21 protein-coding genes are annotated in these 21,743 nt (G+C 42.2%); 19 read left to right on the top strand and 2 right to left on the bottom strand.

The window, feature by feature from the left end; translation table 11 throughout:
• Window positions 1-54: 54 nt before the first annotated feature.
• The 16 genes from H8Z82_RS04180 to metG all read left to right on the top strand — a co-directional run bounded on the left by H8Z82_RS04180 (window position 55) and on the right by metG (window position 15,205).
• A complete protein-coding gene (locus tag H8Z82_RS04180) occupies window positions 55-1,215 on the top strand; it encodes a LicD family protein (protein ID WP_186994355.1) in 1,161 nt (386 codons plus the stop codon).
• A 9-nt stretch (window positions 1,216-1,224) separates the two neighbouring features.
• Window positions 1,225-3,033 (top strand): thiamine pyrophosphate-binding protein, encoded by a 1,809-nt coding sequence (locus H8Z82_RS04175; protein ID WP_243176389.1) that lies wholly within the window; start codon window positions 1,225-1,227, stop codon window positions 3,031-3,033.
• Window positions 3,034-3,108: 75 nt separating this feature from the next.
• A complete protein-coding gene (locus H8Z82_RS04170; protein ID WP_019163252.1) occupies window positions 3,109-3,846 on the top strand; it encodes an SDR family NAD(P)-dependent oxidoreductase in 738 nt (245 codons plus the stop codon).
• 41 nt (window positions 3,847-3,887) lie between these two features.
• Window positions 3,888-5,699, top strand: coding sequence for a sensor domain-containing diguanylate cyclase (locus H8Z82_RS17695; RefSeq protein WP_186994354.1), 1,812 nt, complete (start codon window positions 3,888-3,890; stop codon window positions 5,697-5,699).
• A gap of 188 nt (window positions 5,700-5,887) precedes the next feature.
• On the top strand, window positions 5,888-6,037 hold the full coding sequence (gene rpmG, locus H8Z82_RS04160; RefSeq protein ID WP_025578252.1) for a 50S ribosomal protein L33: 150 nt from the start codon (window positions 5,888-5,890) through the stop codon (window positions 6,035-6,037).
• A 53-nt stretch (window positions 6,038-6,090) separates the two neighbouring features.
• Window positions 6,091-6,300, top strand: coding sequence for a preprotein translocase subunit SecE (secE, locus tag H8Z82_RS04155; RefSeq protein WP_019163249.1), 210 nt, complete (start codon window positions 6,091-6,093; stop codon window positions 6,298-6,300).
• A 15-nt stretch (window positions 6,301-6,315) separates the two neighbouring features.
• Window positions 6,316-6,831, top strand: coding sequence for a transcription termination/antitermination protein NusG (nusG, locus tag H8Z82_RS04150; RefSeq protein WP_019163248.1), 516 nt, complete (start codon window positions 6,316-6,318; stop codon window positions 6,829-6,831).
• Window positions 6,832-6,901: 70 nt separating this feature from the next.
• The gene (gene rplK / locus H8Z82_RS04145) at window positions 6,902-7,327 is read left to right on the top strand and encodes a 50S ribosomal protein L11 (protein WP_015540664.1); all 426 of its coding nucleotides are present in this window, start codon (window positions 6,902-6,904) and stop codon (window positions 7,325-7,327) included.
• Between the two features lie 61 nt (window positions 7,328-7,388).
• On the top strand, window positions 7,389-8,084 hold the full coding sequence (gene rplA / locus H8Z82_RS04140; protein WP_019163247.1) for a 50S ribosomal protein L1: 696 nt from the start codon (window positions 7,389-7,391) through the stop codon (window positions 8,082-8,084).
• Window positions 8,085-8,748: 664 nt separating this feature from the next.
• A complete protein-coding gene (locus H8Z82_RS04135) occupies window positions 8,749-9,678 on the top strand; it encodes a D-alanyl-D-alanine carboxypeptidase family protein (RefSeq protein ID WP_330607848.1) in 930 nt (309 codons plus the stop codon).
• Window positions 9,679-9,762: 84 nt separating this feature from the next.
• On the top strand, window positions 9,763-10,173 hold the full coding sequence (locus H8Z82_RS04130) for a hypothetical protein (RefSeq protein WP_186994353.1): 411 nt from the start codon (window positions 9,763-9,765) through the stop codon (window positions 10,171-10,173).
• Window positions 10,174-10,450: 277 nt separating this feature from the next.
• The gene (locus H8Z82_RS04125) at window positions 10,451-10,879 is read left to right on the top strand and encodes a Fur family transcriptional regulator (protein WP_186994352.1); all 429 of its coding nucleotides are present in this window, start codon (window positions 10,451-10,453) and stop codon (window positions 10,877-10,879) included.
• A 219-nt stretch (window positions 10,880-11,098) separates the two neighbouring features.
• Window positions 11,099-11,641, top strand: a complete 543-nt coding sequence (locus tag H8Z82_RS04120; protein ID WP_186994351.1) for an NADH peroxidase — start codon at window positions 11,099-11,101, stop codon at window positions 11,639-11,641.
• A 285-nt stretch (window positions 11,642-11,926) separates the two neighbouring features.
• Complete coding sequence (locus tag H8Z82_RS04115) at window positions 11,927-12,685, top strand: threonine/serine exporter family protein (protein ID WP_186994350.1); 759 nt, start codon at window positions 11,927-11,929, stop codon at window positions 12,683-12,685.
• A 15-nt stretch (window positions 12,686-12,700) separates the two neighbouring features.
• On the top strand, window positions 12,701-13,156 hold the full coding sequence (locus tag H8Z82_RS04110) for a threonine/serine exporter family protein (protein WP_019163239.1): 456 nt from the start codon (window positions 12,701-12,703) through the stop codon (window positions 13,154-13,156).
• A 93-nt stretch (window positions 13,157-13,249) separates the two neighbouring features.
• Window positions 13,250-15,205: a methionine--tRNA ligase gene (gene metG, locus H8Z82_RS04105; protein WP_019163238.1), complete on the top strand. Its 1,956-nt coding sequence runs from the start codon at window positions 13,250-13,252 to the stop codon at window positions 15,203-15,205.
• A gap of 302 nt (window positions 15,206-15,507) precedes the next feature.
• On the opposite strand, the gene H8Z82_RS04100 is transcribed toward metG, so the two are convergent.
• Window positions 15,508-16,986: an ATP-binding cassette domain-containing protein gene (locus tag H8Z82_RS04100; protein ID WP_186994349.1), complete on the bottom strand. Its 1,479-nt coding sequence runs from the start codon at window positions 16,984-16,986 to the stop codon at window positions 15,508-15,510.
• 28 nt (window positions 16,987-17,014) lie between these two features.
• A complete protein-coding gene (locus tag H8Z82_RS04095; RefSeq protein ID WP_186994348.1) occupies window positions 17,015-17,788 on the bottom strand; it encodes a DeoR/GlpR family DNA-binding transcription regulator in 774 nt (257 codons plus the stop codon).
• A 277-nt stretch (window positions 17,789-18,065) separates the two neighbouring features.
• On the opposite strand from H8Z82_RS04095, the gene H8Z82_RS04090 reads away from it, so the two are divergent.
• From H8Z82_RS04090 to H8Z82_RS04080, 3 genes are all read left to right on the top strand, one after another.
• Window positions 18,066-19,574, top strand: a complete 1,509-nt coding sequence (locus H8Z82_RS04090; protein WP_186994347.1) for a sugar ABC transporter ATP-binding protein — start codon at window positions 18,066-18,068, stop codon at window positions 19,572-19,574.
• Between the two features lie 6 nt (window positions 19,575-19,580).
• Window positions 19,581-20,576, top strand: a complete 996-nt coding sequence (locus H8Z82_RS04085) for an ABC transporter permease (protein WP_186994346.1) — start codon at window positions 19,581-19,583, stop codon at window positions 20,574-20,576.
• 111 nt (window positions 20,577-20,687) lie between these two features.
• On the top strand, window positions 20,688-21,686 hold the full coding sequence (locus tag H8Z82_RS04080) for a substrate-binding domain-containing protein (protein WP_186994345.1): 999 nt from the start codon (window positions 20,688-20,690) through the stop codon (window positions 21,684-21,686).
• Window positions 21,687-21,743: the final 57 nt, after the last annotated feature.

The following is a 21,743-nucleotide window of genomic DNA, read 5'->3' as shown; positions in this document are numbered from 1 at the left end:
ATAACAGGGGCTGCTGAATACATTATTAATCCATAAAAGAAAGGCTGTATAAAGTTGAACAAAAAGCAAAAAGTGATTTTTTCGCTGTTGAAAGAGGTAGATGAGATCTGCCGGAAGCATAATATAAAATACTATCTTTCCCCTCGCCTTACCTGGTGCGCTGTGCAGGGAGGTAATTTTCCTCAGAATCCCCAGTCAGGAGCTGTGCTTATGCGGGTTCCGGATATGGAGCGGTTCTGTCAGGTGGTGGAAGAGGATCCGGCAGAACACCGGGCGCTGGAATCTATGAAAACCCACAAATATTTTCCGGGCTTTTATCTGAGATATGAGAACACCAGTACAGTATGCATTGATCTGGACAGAACCAGAGATTATGCTTATCTGGGATTGGGAATCAATATTCTGCCTCTGCGGATCCCGGCAGCTTCTGAGCACAGGGAGAACCGTCTGATAAAAAAAGAAGCAGAGTGGCGCCAGCTCCATGCACCGGGCAATGCAGTCGGGGATAGGGAATTTACCTGGAGCAAGGCCTGGATGAAATTTCTGTGTGCAATTGAGGGCAGAAATCAGGTGGCAGCAGGAATCTACAATGGTTTATGCAAGAAGCAGCAGGAGAATCCCACAGAGGTATATACCTTGATGAATGGCAGAAAAAGTCACAGTTATCCCTCTGCTGTTTTTGAAAATACCCGTCAGGTTGTGCTGGAGGGGGAATCCTTTCCTGCTCCCGGGGATGTGGAGACCTATCTGAATATAAGTTATGGAAAAGGCTGGCGAAATATGACAGAACCCCGTTATATGGTTCCTGCCCGTCTGGTAGTCAGCGCCAGAGTCAGCTATATGCAGTTCTGGAAGGACAGTACGGATTTTGAGAAATACTGCAGGGAACGGCAGAAAAATCTCTCCAGACTGGGTAAAAGCAAAGGCATGAAAGCATATTTTAATCAGTGCTGGGATTATGTAGAATTTTGCGGAGAAAGGATGAACCTGGGACTTTCTTATGTGAAGCGAAAGGATTACATCAGAAATCTATACAAGAATGAGGATTATATGACTCTGGAGAAGGTATTCCGTCCATACTATCAGATGATGCAGAAAAGCCTGGAGAAGGGTGAAATCTGTGCAGAGGATATAGAGATACTGGATATTTATACGGATGTACTGGAGAAAACAGGCAGGAATGTTCAGAGAGAAGAGATCGGAATGATCATATAAAGCAGAAGATTGAAGCAGATAACGGAGGAAACTATGAAGCTTTCAGATTATGTTGTTGCATTTTTACAGAAAAAAGGAATCCGTCATTTTTTCGGCTATCAGGGAACAATGATCGCCCATCTGGTGGATTCTATAGAGAGAAATCCGGATACAGAGAACCATTCCAGCTACAATGAGCAGGGAGCTGCTTTTGCAGCCTGTGGTTATGCCCAGGCAAAGGAGGAATGTGCCTGTGCTTACGCTACCAGCGGCCCGGGTGCCGTGAATCTCCTCAGTGGTGTGGCGGATGCTTATTATGATTCTCTTCCTGTGATTTTCCTTACAGGACAGCTGAATACCTATGAATATTCCGGAATCAAGGGTCTGCGTCAGCAGGGGTTCCAGGAGACAGATATTGTAGCTATGGCAAAGCCTATTACAAAATATGCAGTACAGATCCGCAATGCGGAGGATATTGTGACAGAGCTGAACAAGGCCTATCATATTGCGACTACGGGACGGAGAGGACCGGTGCTTATTGATCTGCCTATGAATATCCAGCGAGGAGAAGTGGAGAATCCTGTTTATGACATGGAGTTTGAAGAGGATATCTGTGGTGTTGGGATGGAAGAGGAAGTGGAAACTGCTTCTGCACACATTCTGCATGGTACAGATGAGGCAGTTCGTGTAATCTGTGATGAACTGGAACAGGCCAGACGGCCGGTGATCATGCTGGGACATGGGGTAGACAGTGCTGTCAGCCAGCAAAAGCTGATCCGTTTTGCAAGAAGCCGTCAGATCCCGATTATTACCAGTGTACTTGCCAAGTCGGTTCTGGCTTATGATGATCCCCAGAATTTTGGGTGTATCGGAGGGGCCTATGGCCACAGATATGCAAACATGATCGCCAATGCCAAGAGTGATCTGCTTCTGTGTTTCGGCATTTCTCTGTGTACCAGGCAGATTGGTACCAAAGTGAATGAATTTGCAAAAGGCGCCAAGATCATCCGTGTAGACCTTGACCCCTACAATCTTCAGAGGAATATTCACGAAAATGGAGAAAATGAGATCAAGATCCTGGCGGAAACAGGTACCCTGATCCAGGCATTGGATAAAGTGCCCTGCAGGGAGCAGGAGGGTATCAGCGACTGGATGGTGGTATGCAGTGAGATCAAGGAGAATCTCCAGGCAGTGGATGATGCCCTTCCTGAGAGATATCCTAACCGCATGATTGGGGAGCTCAGTGATATGCTCAGTGACACAGGTGCCATCGCAGTGGATGTAGGACAGCATATGGTGTGGAGTTATCAGTCCTTCAAAAACCGTGAAGGCCAGAAATTGCTTTTTTCCGGCGGACATGGAGCCATGGGCTATGCTCTTCCAGCAGCCATCGGAGCTTACTATGCCACCGGGAAACCAACTGCCTGCATCTGTGGGGACGGAGCTTTTCAGATGAATATCCAGGAGCTGGAATGGGTAAAACGTGAAAATCTGCCGGTGAAAATTATGGTGATGAATAATGAAGCACTTGGTATGATACGCCATCTTCAGAGAGATTACTTTGACTGTCTTTTTGCAGGAACTACAGATGGATGCGGATTTGCATCCTGCGATTTTTCAAAGGTGGCAGCAGCATATGGAATCCCTTCCTGCCGTATGCATTGTGAGGATGTAAAAGAGGAGGCCCTGCAGTTTATGGAGGGACCGGGACCAAAGCTTCTGGAAGTTATGCTGGAGCACGGAACCTTCGCTTATCCAAAGACCTGTCTGGGTGAGCCGATCCATAACCAGCAGCCATATGCGCCGAAAAGTGTGTATGATCATCTGATGGCACTGTAAGCTGCCGGAATCCGGGGATATAACGGCACGGGTGTCAATCAGATTGACAGAGTTAGAATAGAGGATAGATACGTTATGAATAGAGTAACTGTAATTACAGGAGGTACCTCCGGGATTGGACGGGGGATTGTGGAAAAGGTACTGGCAAATGCTGACAGGGATGATCTGATCTTTGCCACATATGCCCATAATGCCGGGAAGGCTAATGCATTCTGGGAGAGCTTGAGCCCGGAGGATCAGGAAAAACTGATCATTTTGAAGGCTGATATGTCTTCCTATGAGGATATGATGGCTTTCGTGCAGGAGGTGAAGAACCGTGCAGGACATGTAGACTGGCTCATCAGCAATGCGGGAATCAGCACCTATGACAAATTTCAGGACTATACCTTTGAAGAATGGAACCATATTGTAAATACCAATCTGTCTATACCGGTATTTATGATCAAGGAATTTATGCCGGTGATGACAGAGGGCGGTAGTGTCCTTTTTATGGGTTCTTACGCAGGACGGCAGGCATATTCTTCATCTGTAGTATATGGAGTGACCAAGGCAGCCATTCATTTCCTTACTAAATCACTGGTAAAGGAATTTGAGCCAAAAGGAATCACGGTCAATGCCATAGCACCGGGATTTATTCAGACGCCATGGCATGAGAACCGTACCCAGGAGAGCTACGACCGCATTAACCGCAAGATCGCGCTTCACCGTTTTGGCGAGATTAAGGATGTGGCGGATATGGCTTACAGTATCCTGACAAATCATTATATGAATGGAAGTATTGTAGACATCCATGGAGGCTATGATTATTTTTAAGGGCATACTTATCTCACAGAGTGTGAAGGAAAGGAAGCATTGTGAAGAAGCCGTATAACAAGAAAAAAAGAGCAAGGGTGCTGTTGGTGGCTATTTTGCTGGCAATAGCAGTCTGCACCGGTGCTCTGGCCTGCTTTAATGCAACGTTGAAACGGGGGGAGAAGAATAAGACCAGAGAGTCCGTAGCTGAATGGACACAGCAGAATGCCCGGCTGCTTCAATATAAAATGGACAGATATTATGATACCTTGGAGAATGTAGCCAGGTTTGTACAGAATCTTCCCATGAACAGCCAGGAAACCCAGAAAAAGATCGGACGGAATTTCCCAACAAAAGATACAAACTTTATTTATATCCGTGCATTGAATCTGGAGGGGAAAAATCCTGAATTTACCGGTAGCTGGAAGAACCAGCAGTATTTTAAGGACAGCCTGGCAGGAAACCGTGGAATCGGAAAAAATGGTTCTACTTATAAAAGCGGTGTGGTTCTGTCAGTTCCGGTTTATGACAACAGTGATCAGATCAAGGGTGTGATCTGTGGAGTTTTATCTCCGGACAGCCTGAATATTTTTACAGATTCTGAAGAGGATAGGGAGCGCAGAGATCTCTATGTGACAGATAAGGATGGTACCTATATTGTAAAGCAGGATTATGAAGGAGTTTCCGGTGATAACCTGTATACGGATCTTTCCGGCAGAGAGCTCAGTGTAAAACTGAAAAATATCAGATTCAGGGTTAGTCAGAATATGAAGGTGTGTTTCAGTGCAGCGAAAACAGAGGATGATGTGGCAAGGGAATATGCCATTGTCCAGGCCAATGGCCAGAAGCTGAATGTGGTCACTGTCATGAAGGAGAAAACAGTTCTGGAGACCAGTACCTATTATCAGAAATATCTGTACCTTCTGATTTTTCAGCTGATCATGGCGGTTCTGGTGGTTGTGTGGATATATCTGCGGATGATCCGTGATGACAGGATCTACATCAAGAATCTGAACAAGCGTCTGGAGCTTAGTGAGGAGACTTACAGAGTTACAGCAAGGAATAATGACGTCTGCATCTTTACTTATGATGTGGAAACCGGACTGATACAGTTTCTTAATGAAAAATATAAGGAGCTGGGACTGGGACAGGCACAGCTGAGTATTCCTGTGCTGATGAAGAAAATCCAGGAGATCAATCCAAGTACCTGTGCAGAGATTGAAGTGATAATAAAAAGCATTGATGATAAACTGCCTAACTTTGAGCATAAGTTTGTTCTGTGGTCAGGGGGCAGAAAACGGTATCTGCATGTACTGACCACCAATATTTTTGATAATACGGGAAATGTGGCCCGTATGGTAGGTTCTATTGAAGATATTACCATGAATGAGTCGGATCCTCTTACAGGAGTACTGCGCCGGGCTGCCGGTATTGAGCAGATTGAGCAGATTCTGCTGACTTCCCCGGGAGTGGGGCGGGTGCATGCGTTTATGATCGTGGATCTGGATAATTTTAAAAGCCTGAATGATAAGCTGGGACATATGTGGGGGGATAAAGCACTCCAGGATGTGGCAAAGATTATGAAGAACGACTGCAGACCCCGGGATGTGATTTGCCGCCTGGGAGGAGATGAGTTCGTTCTGTTCCTCCAGAATCTGCCGGAACGGGAAGTAGAGTCCTTTGCAGAGGGGCTTTCCGGGCGTCTGCATCTGACCTACAGCGATGGCATCCAGTCTGTGTCCATCACTGCATCTATGGGAATCATCCTGGCAGGCAGGAGTGAGACCTCGTTTCAAGAACTGTATGCCAGAGCAGATAAGGAGCTTTATGAGGTAAAAAGAACAGGAAAAGGAACCTGGCATATTAAGGAATAATCAAGGATTAATTTATGAAAAAGGCTTGACTTCCATGCCCATTATGTGATAAACTTGACGAGCGACATGGAAGTTAGGTCTTTTTTTTATGCCCGAAAGTGATGACGGATACATTATAAAACCGCGTCCTCAGCGGTTTGGGGAATAGAGAAATGACCATGCAAATGAAAACACTGGAGGTGGAAGTTGTGCGCGTTAAGATTACATTAGCATGTACCGAGTGCAAGCAGCGTAACTACAATATGACTAAGGAGAAAAAGAACCATCCTGAGAGAATGGAAACTCAGAAATATTGTAAGTTCTGCCGCAAACACACTCTGCATAAGGAAACAAAGTAATCCACAGGTAACTGGATGACACAGTTACTCACAGAGAATTGTGAGGTCAGACTATGCAAGGAAATGGAAAATCTGCTGACAAAAGTCAGAAGAAGAGTTGGTTTCAGGGACTTCAATCAGAATTCAAAAAGATTGTCTGGACAGACCGCAATGAACTGATCAAGCAGACTATTGTAGTAGTTTGTGTTTCAATCGTGCTTTGCGTACTGATCAGCGTAATGGATTCGTTTATTCTCGAAGGCATTAATCTTTTAATGAAATAAGGATAAGGTGATTGTATGTCAGAAGCGAAATGGTATGTTGTTCATACCTATTCCGGGTATGAGAACAAAGTTAAAGTCGATATTGAAAAAACCATCGAAAACAGACACCTGGAGGATCAGATCCTTGAAGTTCGTGTTCCGCTGGAAGAGGTTTCAGAGCTGAAGAACGGCGTCATGAAACAGGTGCAGAGAAAGATGTTTCCGGGCTATGTGCTTCTCAATATGGTGATGAATGACGATACATGGTATGTTGTCCGCAACACCAGAGGTGTGACGGGCTTCGTTGGACCGGGATCCAAGCCGGTACCGTTAACAGAGGAGGAAATGCTTCCTCTTGGAATTCAGAAGGACAATGTCCAGGTGGATTTCGCTGAAGGCGATACAGTTGTTGTCACCGGCGGTGCCTGGAAGGATACTGTTGGTGTCATCACTGGCATGAATATGCAGAAGCAGACAGCAACAATCAATGTTGAACTTTTTGGCCGCGAAACGCCGGTAGAAATTAGTTTCGCAGAAATCAAACAGATGTAACAAATTAAAGGTAACACAATATCGTGGGAGGGACATAACCCCCGCCAATACCACATAGGAGGTGCCGAAAATGGCAAAGAAAGTAACAGGATATATCAAATTACAGATTCCGGCTGGTAAAGCAACTCCAGCACCACCTGTAGGTCCGGCTCTTGGACAGCACGGTGTTAATATCGTTCAGTTTACAAAAGAGTTCAATGCAAGAACAGCAGATCAGGGAGATTTAATCATTCCTGTAGTTATCACTGTTTATGCAGACAGAAGTTTCAGCTTCATAACCAAAACTCCGCCGGCTGCAGTTCTTCTTAAGAAAGCTGCAAACATCAAATCCGGTTCCGGCGTACCGAACAAAACAAAAGTTGCTAAGGTTACCAAGGCTCAGGTTCAGGAAATCGCTGAACTTAAGATGAAAGACTTAAATGCAGCATCCCTCGAAGCAGCTATGAGCATGATCGCTGGTACTGCAAGAAGTATGGGAATCGAAGTAGTTGATTAATTTTAATATTAAATAGTAAGTGGGAGGGCATTCCCCGCAAATACCACAGGAGGTTATAGAAATGAAACGAGGAAAGAAATACGTGGAAGCTGCGAAAGCAGTAGACCGCGCTACATTATATGATACCGCAGAAGCTATCAGCTTAGTTAAAAAAGCTGCAGTTGCTAAATTTGACGAAACTATCGAAGTTCATATCCGTACAGGCTGCGATGGACGTCATGCAGACCAGCAGATCCGTGGTGCAGTTGTTCTGCCTCATGGTACTGGTAAGAAGGTTCGTGTTTTAGTATTCGCTAAAGATGCTAAAGCTGAAGAAGCAAAAGCAGCAGGTGCTGAATTCGTTGGAGCTGAGGACCTGATTCCGAAGATCCAGAACGAAGGATGGTTAGACTTTGACGTTGTTGTTGCAACTCCAGATATGATGGGTGTTGTAGGTCGTCTTGGTCGTGTACTTGGACCGAAAGGTTTAATGCCTAACCCTAAAGCTGGTACAGTAACTATGGATGTTACTAAAGCAGTTCACGATATCAAAGCTGGTAAGATTGAGTACCGTCTTGATAAAACCAACATTATTCATGTTCCGGTTGGTAAAGCATCCTTTACAGAAGAACAGTTAAGCGACAACTTCCAGACGCTGATCGATGCTATCGTTAAGGCTAGACCTAGCACACTGAAGGGTCAGTATTTAAAGAGCGTTGTTATTGCTCCTACTATGGGACCTGGTGTGAAGATCAATCCTATAAAGTTAGCACAATAAATGTATTTTGGGAAATCCCCTCGGAGTTTAAGACTCTGGGGGGATTTTTTTGGTGAAGGGGACGCGCGGGGAAATGTTTGTGTCCGGACACGGCTTCGGTGTCTGTAACTCTTAGCTCTCGGGAATTTGCTAAAAGCATGGCAGAAAAATTCAAACTCGCCTTTTGGGCTCAGACAGTGAATTTTTCTGCCATAACGCAAATTTCCGAGAGCTAAGAGTTACGACGACGCCTGCAGATATGTCCGGACACAAACATTTCCCCGCGCTGCGCATCACAAAGGGCATGAAGGGGGAGGGCTCGGCGCAGCTTTGGCTGCGCCATCGTGAGTTTGTTGGGGCGGGTATGGGGGAGATAATGTGGATGGGATAGAGGGGAATAGGTGTGGATGGGGGAAGAGATGTAGTAATATGGGGTTACAGGGGGTGGGGGTGGTGTGGTATAGTTATACAAGTATTAAGTTTGCGAAGCAAACGATACTCCTTGGGCTTTGCATAAGGAGGTTCATATTTCCTGCATCGCGAAGCGTGTTGCTGGGAATGGAGCGAACAGTAATATTTGGAATGTTGGGAGGGGAGTGTGTTGGTAGTGAGAGACAGGAAGCGGAGTCGGAAGAGGAGATCTGGGAGTGGCCGGAGTCGCAGGGGGACGAATCTGGGGAGGATTGTGCTTTGCGTGTTTGTGGAGGTTATTGTGATCTGTGCCATGGTGATTATGGTTGGCTGGGATAAGGGTGTGAAGGAGTGGTTTGCGCAGTTTGAACAGCCGGTTTTGAGGGAGGTGGATATTACCGGGATCAATAGTCCTGATGCTGTTTTGATGCAGGCGCGGGGTGGGAAGATCCTGGGGGAGATTAATGGGGAGGAGCGGATTTATCCGGCTTCTATGACGAAGATTATGACGGTGATCCTGGGGATTGAGGAGTTGGATGATCTGGAGGAGAAGATTACGCTGACGGATGATATGTTTGCGGGTTTGTATGAGGAAGGGGCTACTCAGGCCGGGTTTCAGCCGGGGGAGGAGGTTCGGGTTATGGATCTGCTTTATGGGGCTATGCTTCCTTCTGGTGCGGAGTGCTGTATTGCGTTGGCGGATACCATCAGTGGATCGGAGGCGGATTTTGCGGAGCTGATGAATAAGAAGGCGAAGAAGCTGGGGATGGTTGATACTCATTTCTGTGATTCTACGGGGCTGCATGATCCGGATCATTACAGTACGGTGAAGGATATTGCAGTGTTGATGAAATACTGTATTAAGAATGATACGTTCCGGGAGATTATTGAGACTGCCAGGCATTCTACGGGGATTACCAATGTCCACCCGGATGGCATTACTTACTACAGTACAATGTTTAAAAATCTGTCAGATTCCACGGTTACAGGTGGAAAAATACTTGGCGGTAAGACTGGGTATACCAGTGAGGCAGGACATTGTCTGGCAAGCTTTGCGGAGATTGAGGGCAGGGAATATATTTTTGTCACTGCAGGAGCACCTGGGAGTGAAGTGAATAATATTCCTCATATTCAGGATGCGGTGACCGTTTATAACCGGGTCGGTGCGGCCATTGAGGAAAAAATGAACGACAGTAAAGAATGAGGGGATTTTGCTGGACGGATTGGGAGGACGATGGTATAATCATTTTTATACAAAAGAACGATACGGGCTATAAGGAGGTGAAAAATGGTGACAGATAGAGAAATACTGGAAGCTGTGCTGGCAGAAGTCAGAGGTCTTGGGACTCGTATGGATGGACTTGAAAGCCGTATGGATGGGCTGGATTCCCGTATGGATGGGTTGGATTCCCGAATGGACGGATTGGATGCCAGGATGGACGGGCTGGATTCTCGGATGGAGAGAATGGAGAAGCGCCAGGAGCGGTTTGAGGAAGAGACCAGAGATAATTTTGCGGATCTCAGGCTGCATCTGGAAAACATAACAGACCGGAATCTTTCTATTCTCGCAGAGAATCATCTGAACCTTATTAATAAGATGGACGTATCGGCTACATGGATGAACAGGATAATGATCAATGAGGTCAAAATTAATACTCTGGCAGATCAGGTTAATCGACTTCAGTTGAAACACAGTTAAGCTTCCCAAAATAAAGTACGTGCAGATAAAAAAACGGAGTCAAAAAAGGCTCCGTTTCTTTTTTTATAAATAACTTGACAAAAAGGCTCCGATATTATATGATAACAATATCAGTAATGATTATTAATATTGAACAGATAAAATCCTGTTTTCTGTAAAAGATACAGTCGGACAGGATGGTAGCAGTTATTTCGAAAATGGTGTATTAGTATATATTTATTTCGTAAATGATGTGCTGGTTATCTGGTACAGTAAATAATCAGAAAGGAGGAAGATTGTGGCTACTTTGAAATACAGCCGCCAGAGAGAATCTATTAAGGAATTTCTGCAAACCAGGACAGACCATCCTACGGCTGATGTAGTTTATGAGAATATGAAGCTGATTTATCCCAATATCAGTCTGGGAACTGTGTACAGAAATCTGTCTTTGCTGGCAGATCTGGGAGAGATCAAGAAGCTGTCCTCCTTTGCCGGTGCGGATCATTTCGACGGATGTACGGAGCGACACTGCCATTTTATGTGTACCCGCTGCAACCGGATTATGGATCTGGAAAGTGAGGGGATTCATCATATTATGGACAATGCCGGTGAGAACTTTGGAGGGAAAATCACAGACTACAGCGCCAGATTTTTTGGACTCTGTGAGGATTGTCTGAAAGAAATGCAAAAGGAAACGGCGGAAGAAAAAAATAAAAATAAAACTTGACTTTTATTATCGAGTATGTTAATCTAAGTGCATAGAAAACAGTAACAATTACTATTATTAAAGAAAACGAAAGTAAAAATCACCTGTTTTTTATAAGACAGAAGGCAATGCCGGAACTGGCCTGAATTTTTTGGGGACAGGTTCTGAAACAATAAATATTACTGTGATCTATAAGACAGTAACCAAAACAAATTAAAATAAGAAAAGGAGATCTTAATTATGACAAAATGGGTATGTAGTGTATGTGGATATGTTTATGAAGGCGAGCAGGCTCCGGAAGCCTGTCCAGTATGTAAAGCACCGGCTTCCAAATTCGTGAAACAGGATGCTGAAATGTCATGGGCTGCAGAGCATGTAGTAGGCGTAGCTCAGGGATCCAGCGAAGACATCATGGCTGATTTAAGAGCAAACTTCCAGGGTGAGTGCTCTGAAGTAGGTATGTATCTGGCAATGGCAAGAGTTGCTCACAGAGAAGGATATCCTGAAGTAGGTATGTACTATGAGAAAGCTGCTTATGAGGAAGCAGAGCATGCTGCAAAATTCGCTGAATTACTTGGCGAAGTAGTTACAGACAGCACAAAGAAGAACCTGGAAATGAGAGTAGAAGCTGAGAACGGTGCAACAGCAGGAAAGACAGATCTTGCAAAACGTGCAAAAGCTGCTAATCTGGATGCAATCCACGATACAGTACACGAAATGGCTCGCGATGAGGCTAGACACGGAAAAGCATTCGCTGGTCTGCTTAAGAGATACTTCGGCTAATCTGAAGGCTATATAAAACAGTAAAAAATGCCCTGCAGGATTTTTCCTGCAAGGGCATTTCTTTTTGCTGCGTTACTGTGAATATCCGTTTGACCTGTTCCAGAGGATTTATTATAATGAAGCTTGTGATGATTTAACCGAACTGCGGAGCAGTTCGGTTATGAGCAAGTAGGGAAGCGGATTGCGAATATCCGCTTGACCCGAATCAAGTAAGTCCTCTGCTTCAATTGCGAAAAGCAATAAGCAGTGGGTGGGGATGTCTAAGAAATCAGGAGAGCATGAGCTATGAATCGAAGGGAAGCAGAAGAATATTTATATTGTGCCATGTCTATTGGTGAACAGCTGCTGGTCAGCGGTGCAGAGGTAGGAAGGGTGGAGGATACCATTCGCAGAATCTGCCTGGCATACGGGGCGGAGAGGGCAGATGTATTTTCCATCACCTCCAGTATTGTTACCACCATATATGGAGCTGATTTCGGGGTCTGCACCCAGACTCGCAGGGTCTCCGGTATGGTTAATGATCTGGACAGGGTAGACCAGCTGAATCAGCTTTCCAGAGAGATCTGTCAGGAAAAGCCCACTCATGAGGCGATAAAGGAAAAGCTGATACAGATACAGAACAGACCACATTATTCCTTTGGAATACAGCTTTTGATCTATGCTTTGGTATCAGGCTCCTTTTCTGTGTTTTTCGGCGGAGACTGGAAGGATATGGCAGCCTCAGCGATCATCGGCGTATTACTGAAATTTATAGAAGCTTTCGTGAAAAAAGGTTCCGTTAATTCTCTGATCACAGCCCTGATCTGCTCCACTGTGGGAGGATTTCTGGCAAATCTGGCTGTGTACAGCGGAATCGGTGATCATGCAGATCTGATCAGCATCGGAAACATTATGCTTCTGATTCCCGGAATCGCCTTTACCAATTCCCTGAGGGATATGTTTTCCGGGGACACTATCACAGGACTGATACGCTTTATGGAATCTATACTGCTGGCTCTGGTGATCGCTCTGGGCTTTACTTTTGCAGGATTTATATTGGGATAAAAGAGGACTAAGACAATGAAGGAATTTATCCAGTTAATGGCAGCGCTCTTTGGCTCCCTGGGCTTTGCTGCCCTGTTTAACATCAGAGGGAAAAAATTAATATTTGCCACTATCGGTGGTTTTCTGTCATGGGCAACCTATCTGGCAGCTGCCTGTATCAATGCAAACCCCTATTTCTGCGGATTTATTTCCACGGTACTGACAACTCTCTATGCAGAAGTGATGGCCCGTATAGTCAAAACACCGGTTACCGTATTCCTGGTATCTGCCACCATACCCCTGATTCCCGGGGCTGCCCTCTACCGTGCCATGAACTGTCTCATGCACAGAAACTATGCCGGCTTTTCCAAAGAAGGAACCTATACCCTTCTCTTCGCTGCCAGCATGTCTGCCGGAATTACTTTTACCACCGTGGTTTTCCGCATGATCTGGCGTCAGCTCTACAGCAGCAGAAGCATACATATCCGCTGAAAAACTGAGGTTTACAATCTCTGCATAAACCGCTATAATACAATAAGAATGATGATTTGTAATTTGTACTGAAAATAAAGGAGAAACTGATCAATGGAAAAACAGAAATATTATATTACCACTGCCATAGCTTATACTTCCGGCAAGCCGCACATCGGCAATACCTATGAGGTTGTTCTTGCCGATGCCATTGCCCGCTATAAACGTCAGCAGGGCTATGATGTATTCTTCCAGACAGGAACTGATGAGCATGGCCAGAAAATCGAATTAAAAGCAGAAGAAGCAGGAATCACTCCAAAGGAATTCGTAGACAACGTATCTACAGAGATTAGACGGATCTGGGATCTGATGAATACTTCCTATGATAAATTCATCCGTACCACAGATGAAGACCATGAAAAACAGGTTAAGAAAATTTTCAAAAAAATGTATGCAAAGGGAGATATCTACAAGGGACATTACGAAGGTATGTACTGTACTCCCTGTGAATCCTTCTTCACAGAATCTCAGCTGGTAGACGGCAAATGTCCGGACTGTGGACGTCCCTGTGTGCCTGCAAAAGAGGAAGCATACTTCTTTAAAATGAGCAAATATGCAGACAAGCTGATCGACTATATCAACACACATCCGGATTTCATTCAGCCGGAATCCCGTAAGAACGAAATGATGAACAACTTCCTTCTTCCGGGACTTCAGGATCTCTGTGTATCCAGAACATCCTTCAAATGGGGAATCCCGGTAGATTTTGATCCGAAGCATGTGGTATATGTATGGCTGGATGCCCTTACTAACTATATTACAGGAATTGGCTATGACTGTGACGGTGAGAGCACAGAGCAGTTCAAACAGCTGTGGCCTGCAGACCTGCACCTTATTGGTAAAGATATTATCCGTTTCCATACAATTTACTGGCCTATCTTCCTTATGTCACTGGATCTGCCTCTGCCGAAACAGGTATTTGGCCATCCATGGCTGCTCCAGGGCGACGGCAAAATGAGTAAATCCAAAGGAAATGTACTTTATGCAGATGAACTGGTAGATTTCTTTGGCGTAGATGCAGTCCGCTACTTTGTGCTTCATGAAATGCCATTTGAGAATGATGGTGTGATCACCTGGGAGCTGATGGTAGAGCGTCTCAACTCTGAGCTTGCAAATACTCTTGGAAACCTTGTAAACCGTACGATTTCCATGTCCAACAAATACTTCGGTGGTGTTGTGGAGAATAAGGGTGTAGCTGAGCCAGTAGATGATGATCTTAAGAACTTCATTCTCTCCGTACCTGCAAAAGTAAACGAAAAGATGGACAAGCTTCGTGTAGCAGATGCGATGACAGAGGTATTTACAATCTTCAAACGCTGCAACAAATACATTGACGAGACAATGCCATGGGCACTTGCAAAGGATGAGGAGAAGAAAGACCGCCTTGCAACAGTTCTTTACAACCTGGTTGAGGGAATCTGCATTGGTGCAACTCTTCTGAAATCCTTTATGCCGGAAACAACAGAGAGAATCCTTGCTCAGTTAAGTGCAGAGGACAGAACTCTTGAGGATCTTAATACATTTGGTCTGTATCCGTCAGGAAACAAGGTAACTGAGAAACCTGAGATTCTTTTTGCACGTCTGGACCTGAAGGAAGTAATGGAAAAGGTAGCAGAGCTCCATCCGCCAAAAGCAGAAGAGCCAGCAGAGGAAAAAGAAGATGTGATTGATATAGAAGCAAAACCGGAGATCACATTTGATGATTTTGAAAAACTTCAGTTCCAGGTTGGCAAGATCATCTCCTGTGAGGAAGTAAAGAAATCCAAAAAACTTCTCTGCTCACAGGTACAGATCGGAAGCCAGGTACGTCAGATTGTATCAGGAATTAAAGCACATTACAGCGCAGAGGAAATGGTTGGCAAGAGAGTAATGGTAGTGACTAACTTGAAACCTGCCAAACTTGCAGGAATCCTCAGTGAAGGAATGATCCTCTGTGCAGAAGATGCTGATGGAAATCTCTCCCTCATGGTTCCGGAGAAAGAAATGCCGGCAGGAGCAGAAATCTGCTAAAGAGCTTATTCTGTAAGATGTATTATTACCACAGATAATCTGGAATGAGTTTTGGCTGCGTTACTAAGAATAGAGCGAACGGTAATAATTATAACGAAAATTCTCCACAATTTTCAATTATAGCTTGACAAAACTTCCCGGGCAGTCTATAGTGGAATATATAACAGGGAGTAGGTGACAGATGTAGATTTGCAGTGTCATCAGTCTCAACGGGTAAAGATTCCATCCGTATCGTGATGAAACGGCGAGACTCTTACTACACACATAACGTGTGTGGTAAGAGTCTCGCTTTTTGTTTTAAGCTAAATTAAATCCTGAATGGAGGAAGGGCTTTCATCATGTGATATTTCACCGGAAACAGTTCCATCTTTGATAAATATAATTCTGTCACAGATTCCCATAAGCTCCTCGAGATTAGAACTGAAAACAAGAATAGAAGCACCTTTTAAAAGCAAATCGTTGAACATATTATATATATCTATTTTTGAGGGAACATCAATACTTTGGGTAGGTTCATTAAAAATAAATATACGAGCAGAAGACATAAGCCAACGCATCATGATTAACTTTTGCTGCTCGCCACCAGAAAGAGAATCTGGATTCATGTGAGGATTCAGATTTAAATTTAGTTTTTTTGTATATTTATAATAACGGTTATATTCTAGTGCTGTATGTGCCCAAAAACGTCCTAGATTATTTTCTTTAATTGAGTAAACATTTTCCAGAAGATCAAGATTGGAAAACAATCCAGTGTCTATTCGTTCATCTGTAATGTAAGCAAGTCCTAAATCCAGGGCATCCTGAGGACATGTGATTCTGGTTGGAAGTCGGTCAATATAAATAGTACCACTAGTTAATGGCTCGATTCCAAATAAAGCTTTGGATAAGGTGTTTCTGCCAGATCCGGAACGACCGAAAAAGCCTAGGATTTCTCCCTGTTGCAGGGAAAAAGAAATATCTTTTAGAGATCCATCTGTGGCAAGGTGCTCTGTACACAATACTTCTTTTCCTTTTTTTACCTGGATTTTAGGGTAGCGGCTTTGACAGAAATCTGCAAACAGGAGACTGTTAATATTTCCATTATCGATATCTTCTCTGGTGAAGGTTGTTTTTAATTCTTTATCATAAAAAATAGAAAATCTGTCTATTAGATCATAAAATGCCTGATATTTGTGCGAGATACAAAGAATCGTAACTCCTTTATTTTTAAAATGCTTTATTATGTCAAGAAAAAATTCGATTTCGTAAGGATTCATAAAAGCCACAGGCTCATCAAGAATGAGCAAATCAGGTTCCATAAGATATAATTTTAAAAGTTCTACTTTGCGTTTGGTAACAGCACTACATTCATTAACCATCCGTGAAGAATCAATAGATACATTATGCTTTTGGAAAAAATTATTTGCAAGTTGAATTCTTTTTTTGGAAGAAATAAATTTATTTAGAGCTGTTTTGGCAGGTAAGTTTGCATACAGGTTATCTGCAATAGTCATATTCTCATAAAGATGGGTATCCTGATGAATAGTGATTATTTTTTTCTTAATAGCATCACGGGGAGTGGTTAAGCGAAGCTCCTGTTGGTTAAATATAATGGTTCCGGAATAAGATTTGAAAGGGTAAACTCCTGAAAGAATATTTGCAAGAGTAGTCTTACCAGCCCCATTTTCGCCCATGAGTAAGTGAAATTCACCTGGATAAAGTGAGAAATTAATATTTTCTATAATCGGAACCTGATTTAAGGTCAGACTTATATTTTTACATGAAAGAATAAAATTATTCATAATATACCTCTGATGTACTATAAGATATTTAAATATTAAAGGTGGCAAATACCTGAATATTGTGTTGGAAGTAGTATTCTTTATATAGGTCATCTACCCGTTCATTAGTAATAACAGAGGGAAACATATTGATGTCTCCTACGATTGCCGGAGCTTCACAATTAAAGCGGTCATATGGGCATAAAGCAAAATTTTGTTTAGAGGTTTTAAATATATTTTGTATTAAATAGGCTTTATTCAATGAGGAAACAGAGTATCCGCGTGTCATGGTAATACCATCTATATCAAAAAATGAAATATCAAAGTAAAAATTGTCAAGTGAATTGAATGTCATGGTACCGGAAAGATTTAAAGTGGACGGATTTAGATTTCCGCCAGGAATGACTACAGATACATTGGGACTGTGTGCAGCACAATCATGGGCAACCATTAAATCAGTCGTTATGACAGTTACATTTATTTTAGCCTGCAAGTTGCGCACGATAAAACGGGAACAAGAGCCAGGGCCGAGAAAGATAACCTGACTATTCTGAATAAACTGAGATGCAATTTTTCCAATATTGGAATAGATATCTTTGTTTGTATCCGGTAGCTGAAATAAAGAACTTTCAGATGGTTCCTGTTCATTTAGTACAGCACCGCCGTGTGTACGTGTAAGGAACTGTTCGTTTTCTAATTTTTCCAGGTCACGCCTGATAGTAGCTTCTGTAACATTTAGCTCTTGAGCTAGGGAAGGCACATCAGCCTGCTTATTTTCAGTTAGAATTCGTTTTATTTCTTCTAGACGCTTGAGTGGTAACATATATAAACTCCTGTTTAATCGCTTTAGAATGAGATGTTCTTTTTATATTATAACATGTAAACTGACAAAAATAAACTTTATTTTTGAAAAAAGAAAAGAAATGAACAACCAAAGAAAAGTTATGAACAAAAATAAACAATTATATCTGTGAATTATTTACAAAATGGTTTTAAATGAACAAAAATGATTGACAAAATGAAAAAAAGAGATAAAATATAAACATAATCGAAAAAGAAAAAACAGAAACGAAAATAAAAGAAAGGAGGGGGTTACTGAAATGAATAATGAGGTAATACTTAGAACTTCAGATATAAAGAAACACTTCACTGGTACATATGCATTGAAAGGTGTATCAGTAGAACTGAAAAAAGGTGAGATTCACGCACTGGTTGGTGAAAATGGTGCAGGAAAGTCAACATTGATGAATATTATATCAGGAGTTTTTTCAGCAGATAGTGGTTCTATTTATTTGGATGGCACAGAAGTTCATTTTCGTAATCCGAATGATGCACAGATGGCGGGAATTGGTTTTGTGCATCAAGAATTGGCATTATGTCAGGATCTGACAGTAGGTAATAATATTTTTATTGGTCATTTACCTACTAAGAAGAGCATGGTTGATAATGTAGTTCTAAACAATGCTTCAAGAAAAATTCTGGATCAGTTTGGAGAAAGTGGTAAAAACATCAATCCGGCTGCTTTGGTTAGCACATTAAGTGTTGCACAGCAGCAGATGGTAGAAATTGCAAAAGCTTTATCTTCAGATTGTAAGGTTCTTATTTTTGATGAACCTACTTCCAGTTTAAATGATGAAGAGGCAAAAGGTTTGTTTGAAATCATTCACAGACTTGCTTCTCAGGGGATTGGAATTTTCTACATAAGCCATAAAATGGAAGAAATTTTTGACATTTGTAATACGATTACAATTATGAGAGATGGACAAAAGATTGAAACAATTCAGGTAAAAGATACGAATCCAGAATATGTTGTTTCCAATATGGTAGGAAAAGAACTTGGAAATCTTTATCCTGAAAAAAACAAATCCAGAGGTGAAGAGGTATTAAGAGTAGAGGGTCTGACTCGTAAACCTTATTTCTCAAATGTAAGCTTTTCCACGTATAAGGGTGAAATTTTAGGATTATGTGGACTCGTTGGTGCAGGTAGAACAGAAATTGCAAGAGCTATATGCGGAATTGACAAACGGCAATCAGGAGATATTTATTTATATGGAAAGCAGATTTCCATTAATAACTGTAAAGATGCATCCAAAGCAGGAATTTGTTATCTTACAGAGGACAGGAAAAAAGATGGACTTTTTTTGGAAATGTCTTTGGTTGAAAACATAGTTGCACCACAAATTTCAGCTTTTTGTAAAAATGGTCTTTTATCAGAAAAACATGCGGAAGATATTACAGCAAAATATAAAGAGATGTTGAATGTTAAATATTCTTCCACATCACAGAATATAGGAAGTCTTTCTGGTGGAAATCAGCAAAAATTAATGCTTGCAAAGCTGTTGGCTATGAAACCTAAGGTTCTGTTTTTGGATGAGCCGACAAGAGGAATTGATGTAGGTGCAAAGGCAGAAATCCATCAGTTATTAAGGAAACTAAGTAATGAAGGAATCAGCATTGTTGTTATTTCTTCTGAAATGCCGGAAACAGTAGGTGTTTGCGACAGAGTTGTAGTGATAAACGTAGGAAAAGTAGTAGGAGAAATAGCTGGAGACGAATTAACTCAGAATCAGATAGTAACTACTATTTCCGAATTTAGTGACAAGGAGTAATGAAGTATGAAAAATGTGGCAACAACAAAAGAACAAGGATCGAAAAATTCTGTTTGGAAAAATATTCGTTCCATGAAAGAGTTTTCCGTATTGGTAATACTTTTGGTACTTATAGTGTTTATATCAGTTTTATCCCCGGCGTTCCTTACAGTGACCAATTTGCGAACGACGGCAATTGGATTTTCCTGTAATGCCATTATTGCAATTGCAATGACATTGGCATTAGTAAGCGGCGGATTTGATTTGTCAGTTGGATCAGTACTTGGATTAAGTGCAGTTTGTGTTGTAGTTCTTACAAACAATGGATGGAGCATCTGGATGGCATGTATTGTAGGAATACTAGTAGGAATTTTTTGCGGTAGTATAAATGGTTTGCTGATTGGTTATTTGAATCTGAATGCATTTATTACTACATTAGGTATGCAGCAGATGGCAAGAGGCATTGTATATGTTCTTACAAATGGTGGCTCTATTGGTTTGCAGGATGCACCAGGAGTAAAGGCTTTTCGTGTTATTGGATCCGGATCTGTTGGGAAGTTTCCATTATTATTTTTAGTATGTCTGGTGCTTGTTGTAATCGGTGATATTCTTGTTCGTAGATCAGGGATTGCAAGAAATGTATTTTTTGTAGGAAGTAATGAAAAAACAGCTATGCTGTCTGGAATCAATACAAGACTTGTAAAAACAATGGTATATGTTCTTACCGGTGCACTTTCTGGTCTTGCGGGTGTTCTTACTGCTTCTCGTTTTGGAACTGCAACATCAAGTACTGGTTCTGGTGTAGAAATGACAGTTATCTCAGCTGCTGTTATTGGTGGTGTAAGCCTTACAGGTGGTAAGGGAACGGTTGCAGGAGCTGTGTTAGGTGTAGTTCTTATGAGCGTTATCAGTAATATCCTTGTAATTCTGAATGTATCTGTTCACTGGCAGAACTTTATTACAGGAGCAATTTTGATTCTTGCCATCATATTTGATGCACTTAGCAATAGAAAGAAAAATTGATTTTGCATAAATAACAAAAAGGTAGTCTAATAAATGAATGCATATGCACGGATGACGTGTTGCAAAGCATAAAAACTTAAAAACTATATAAAAGTTTAGGAGGAAAAAAGAATGAAGGCAAAAAAACTTGTAGCAGCAGGATTAGTAGCAGCAATGACAACCGCTACCATGGGAACTACAGTATTCGCAGATGGTCTGCAGCTTGAGGCACATCCGGATCAGACTTATTACATGGTAACATTTCTGTCAGGATATTCATTCTGGACAGAGTGCTGGAGAGGATTCCAGGATGCAGCAGCGATGCTTGGCGTAGAAGCCAAATATGGCGGAACAACTGAATATGACGTTAATTCAGCTGTCACATCTCTGGAACAGGTTATTGCATTAAATCCAACTGGTATGGCGGTTACCTGTATGGACGCTGATGCTTATGTAGATCCGATTAACAATGCAATTGATGCGGGTATTCCAATTGTAACGTTTGACTCTGATTCGCCAAATAGTAAAAGAACTACTTTCCTTGGTACATCAAACTATCAGGCTGGTGTAACGGCAGCAGATTATATTGGTGAGAAGCTTGGCGGAAAAGGAAGAGTTGCTTGTCTGACACGTACAGGACAATCCAATATTAATGAGAGAATTGAAGGATTTACAACTGAGCTTGCTGATAAATATCCTGATATTGAGATGGTACAGGTTGTGGATGCTGGCAATGATGAAAACGAAGCAGCTACTAATCTTTCAAGTTTACTGTCTACAGATAGTGATATTGATTACATTTTTGCAGCACTTCAGCAGGCTGTCCTTGGAACAGAAACTGCACTTTCAGAAGCGGGACTTACAGGAGAAATTAAAGTGGTAGGCTTTGATACTGATAAAACAACACTTGATTCCATTAAATCTGGCTCTGTTGAAGCAACACTGTCGCAGTCTCCATACGCAGAAGGTTTCTGGAGTATGATTTATGTTTACATGCTTGCAAACCAGGATTGTATCAAATCTGCAGATGATTGGTATGCAAAAGGCTTCCCATCCTTACCAGCAACTGGAGATTCAGGATGCGCTGTTGTAACTGCTGATAATGCAGATATGTATTATTTGGCAGAATAATAATACTATAAATGAAAATTATGTTATTAATACAGGATGCGTGTTTATGATACAGCG

The sequence above is a fragment of the Blautia difficilis genome (genome assembly GCF_014297245.1).
Classification (GTDB): domain Bacteria; phylum Bacillota; class Clostridia; order Lachnospirales; family Lachnospiraceae; genus Blautia_A; species Blautia_A difficilis.
Note: the sequence above shows the minus strand (reverse complement) of the source record. Positions and strands in the feature narration are given on the sequence as shown.

Excerpts from the sequence above, each read along its gene's own strand:
- secE (WP_019163249.1), top strand. The coding sequence starts at position 6,091 with ATGCAAGGAAATGGAAAATCTGCTGACAAAAGTCAGAAGAAGAGTTGG.
- H8Z82_RS04090 (WP_186994347.1), top strand. The coding sequence starts at position 18,066 with ATGAATAATGAGGTAATACTTAGAACTTCAGATATAAAGAAACACTTC.
- H8Z82_RS04115 (WP_186994350.1), top strand. The coding sequence starts at position 11,927 with ATGAATCGAAGGGAAGCAGAAGAATATTTATATTGTGCCATGTCTATT.
- H8Z82_RS04085 (WP_186994346.1), top strand. The coding sequence starts at position 19,581 with ATGAAAAATGTGGCAACAACAAAAGAACAAGGATCGAAAAATTCTGTT.
- H8Z82_RS04170 (WP_019163252.1), top strand. The coding sequence starts at position 3,109 with ATGAATAGAGTAACTGTAATTACAGGAGGTACCTCCGGGATTGGACGG.
- metG (WP_019163238.1), top strand. The coding sequence starts at position 13,250 with ATGGAAAAACAGAAATATTATATTACCACTGCCATAGCTTATACTTCC.
- H8Z82_RS04110 (WP_019163239.1), top strand. The coding sequence starts at position 12,701 with ATGAAGGAATTTATCCAGTTAATGGCAGCGCTCTTTGGCTCCCTGGGC.
- H8Z82_RS04120 (WP_186994351.1), top strand. The coding sequence starts at position 11,099 with ATGACAAAATGGGTATGTAGTGTATGTGGATATGTTTATGAAGGCGAG.
- nusG (WP_019163248.1), top strand. The coding sequence starts at position 6,316 with ATGTCAGAAGCGAAATGGTATGTTGTTCATACCTATTCCGGGTATGAG.
- H8Z82_RS04095 (WP_186994348.1), bottom strand. The coding sequence starts at position 17,788 with ATGTTACCACTCAAGCGTCTAGAAGAAATAAAACGAATTCTAACTGAA.
- rplA (WP_019163247.1), top strand. The coding sequence starts at position 7,389 with ATGAAACGAGGAAAGAAATACGTGGAAGCTGCGAAAGCAGTAGACCGC.
- rplK (WP_015540664.1), top strand. The coding sequence starts at position 6,902 with ATGGCAAAGAAAGTAACAGGATATATCAAATTACAGATTCCGGCTGGT.
- H8Z82_RS04080 (WP_186994345.1), top strand. The coding sequence starts at position 20,688 with ATGAAGGCAAAAAAACTTGTAGCAGCAGGATTAGTAGCAGCAATGACA.
- H8Z82_RS04100 (WP_186994349.1), bottom strand. The coding sequence starts at position 16,986 with ATGAATAATTTTATTCTTTCATGTAAAAATATAAGTCTGACCTTAAAT.
- H8Z82_RS04130 (WP_186994353.1), top strand. The coding sequence starts at position 9,763 with ATGGTGACAGATAGAGAAATACTGGAAGCTGTGCTGGCAGAAGTCAGA.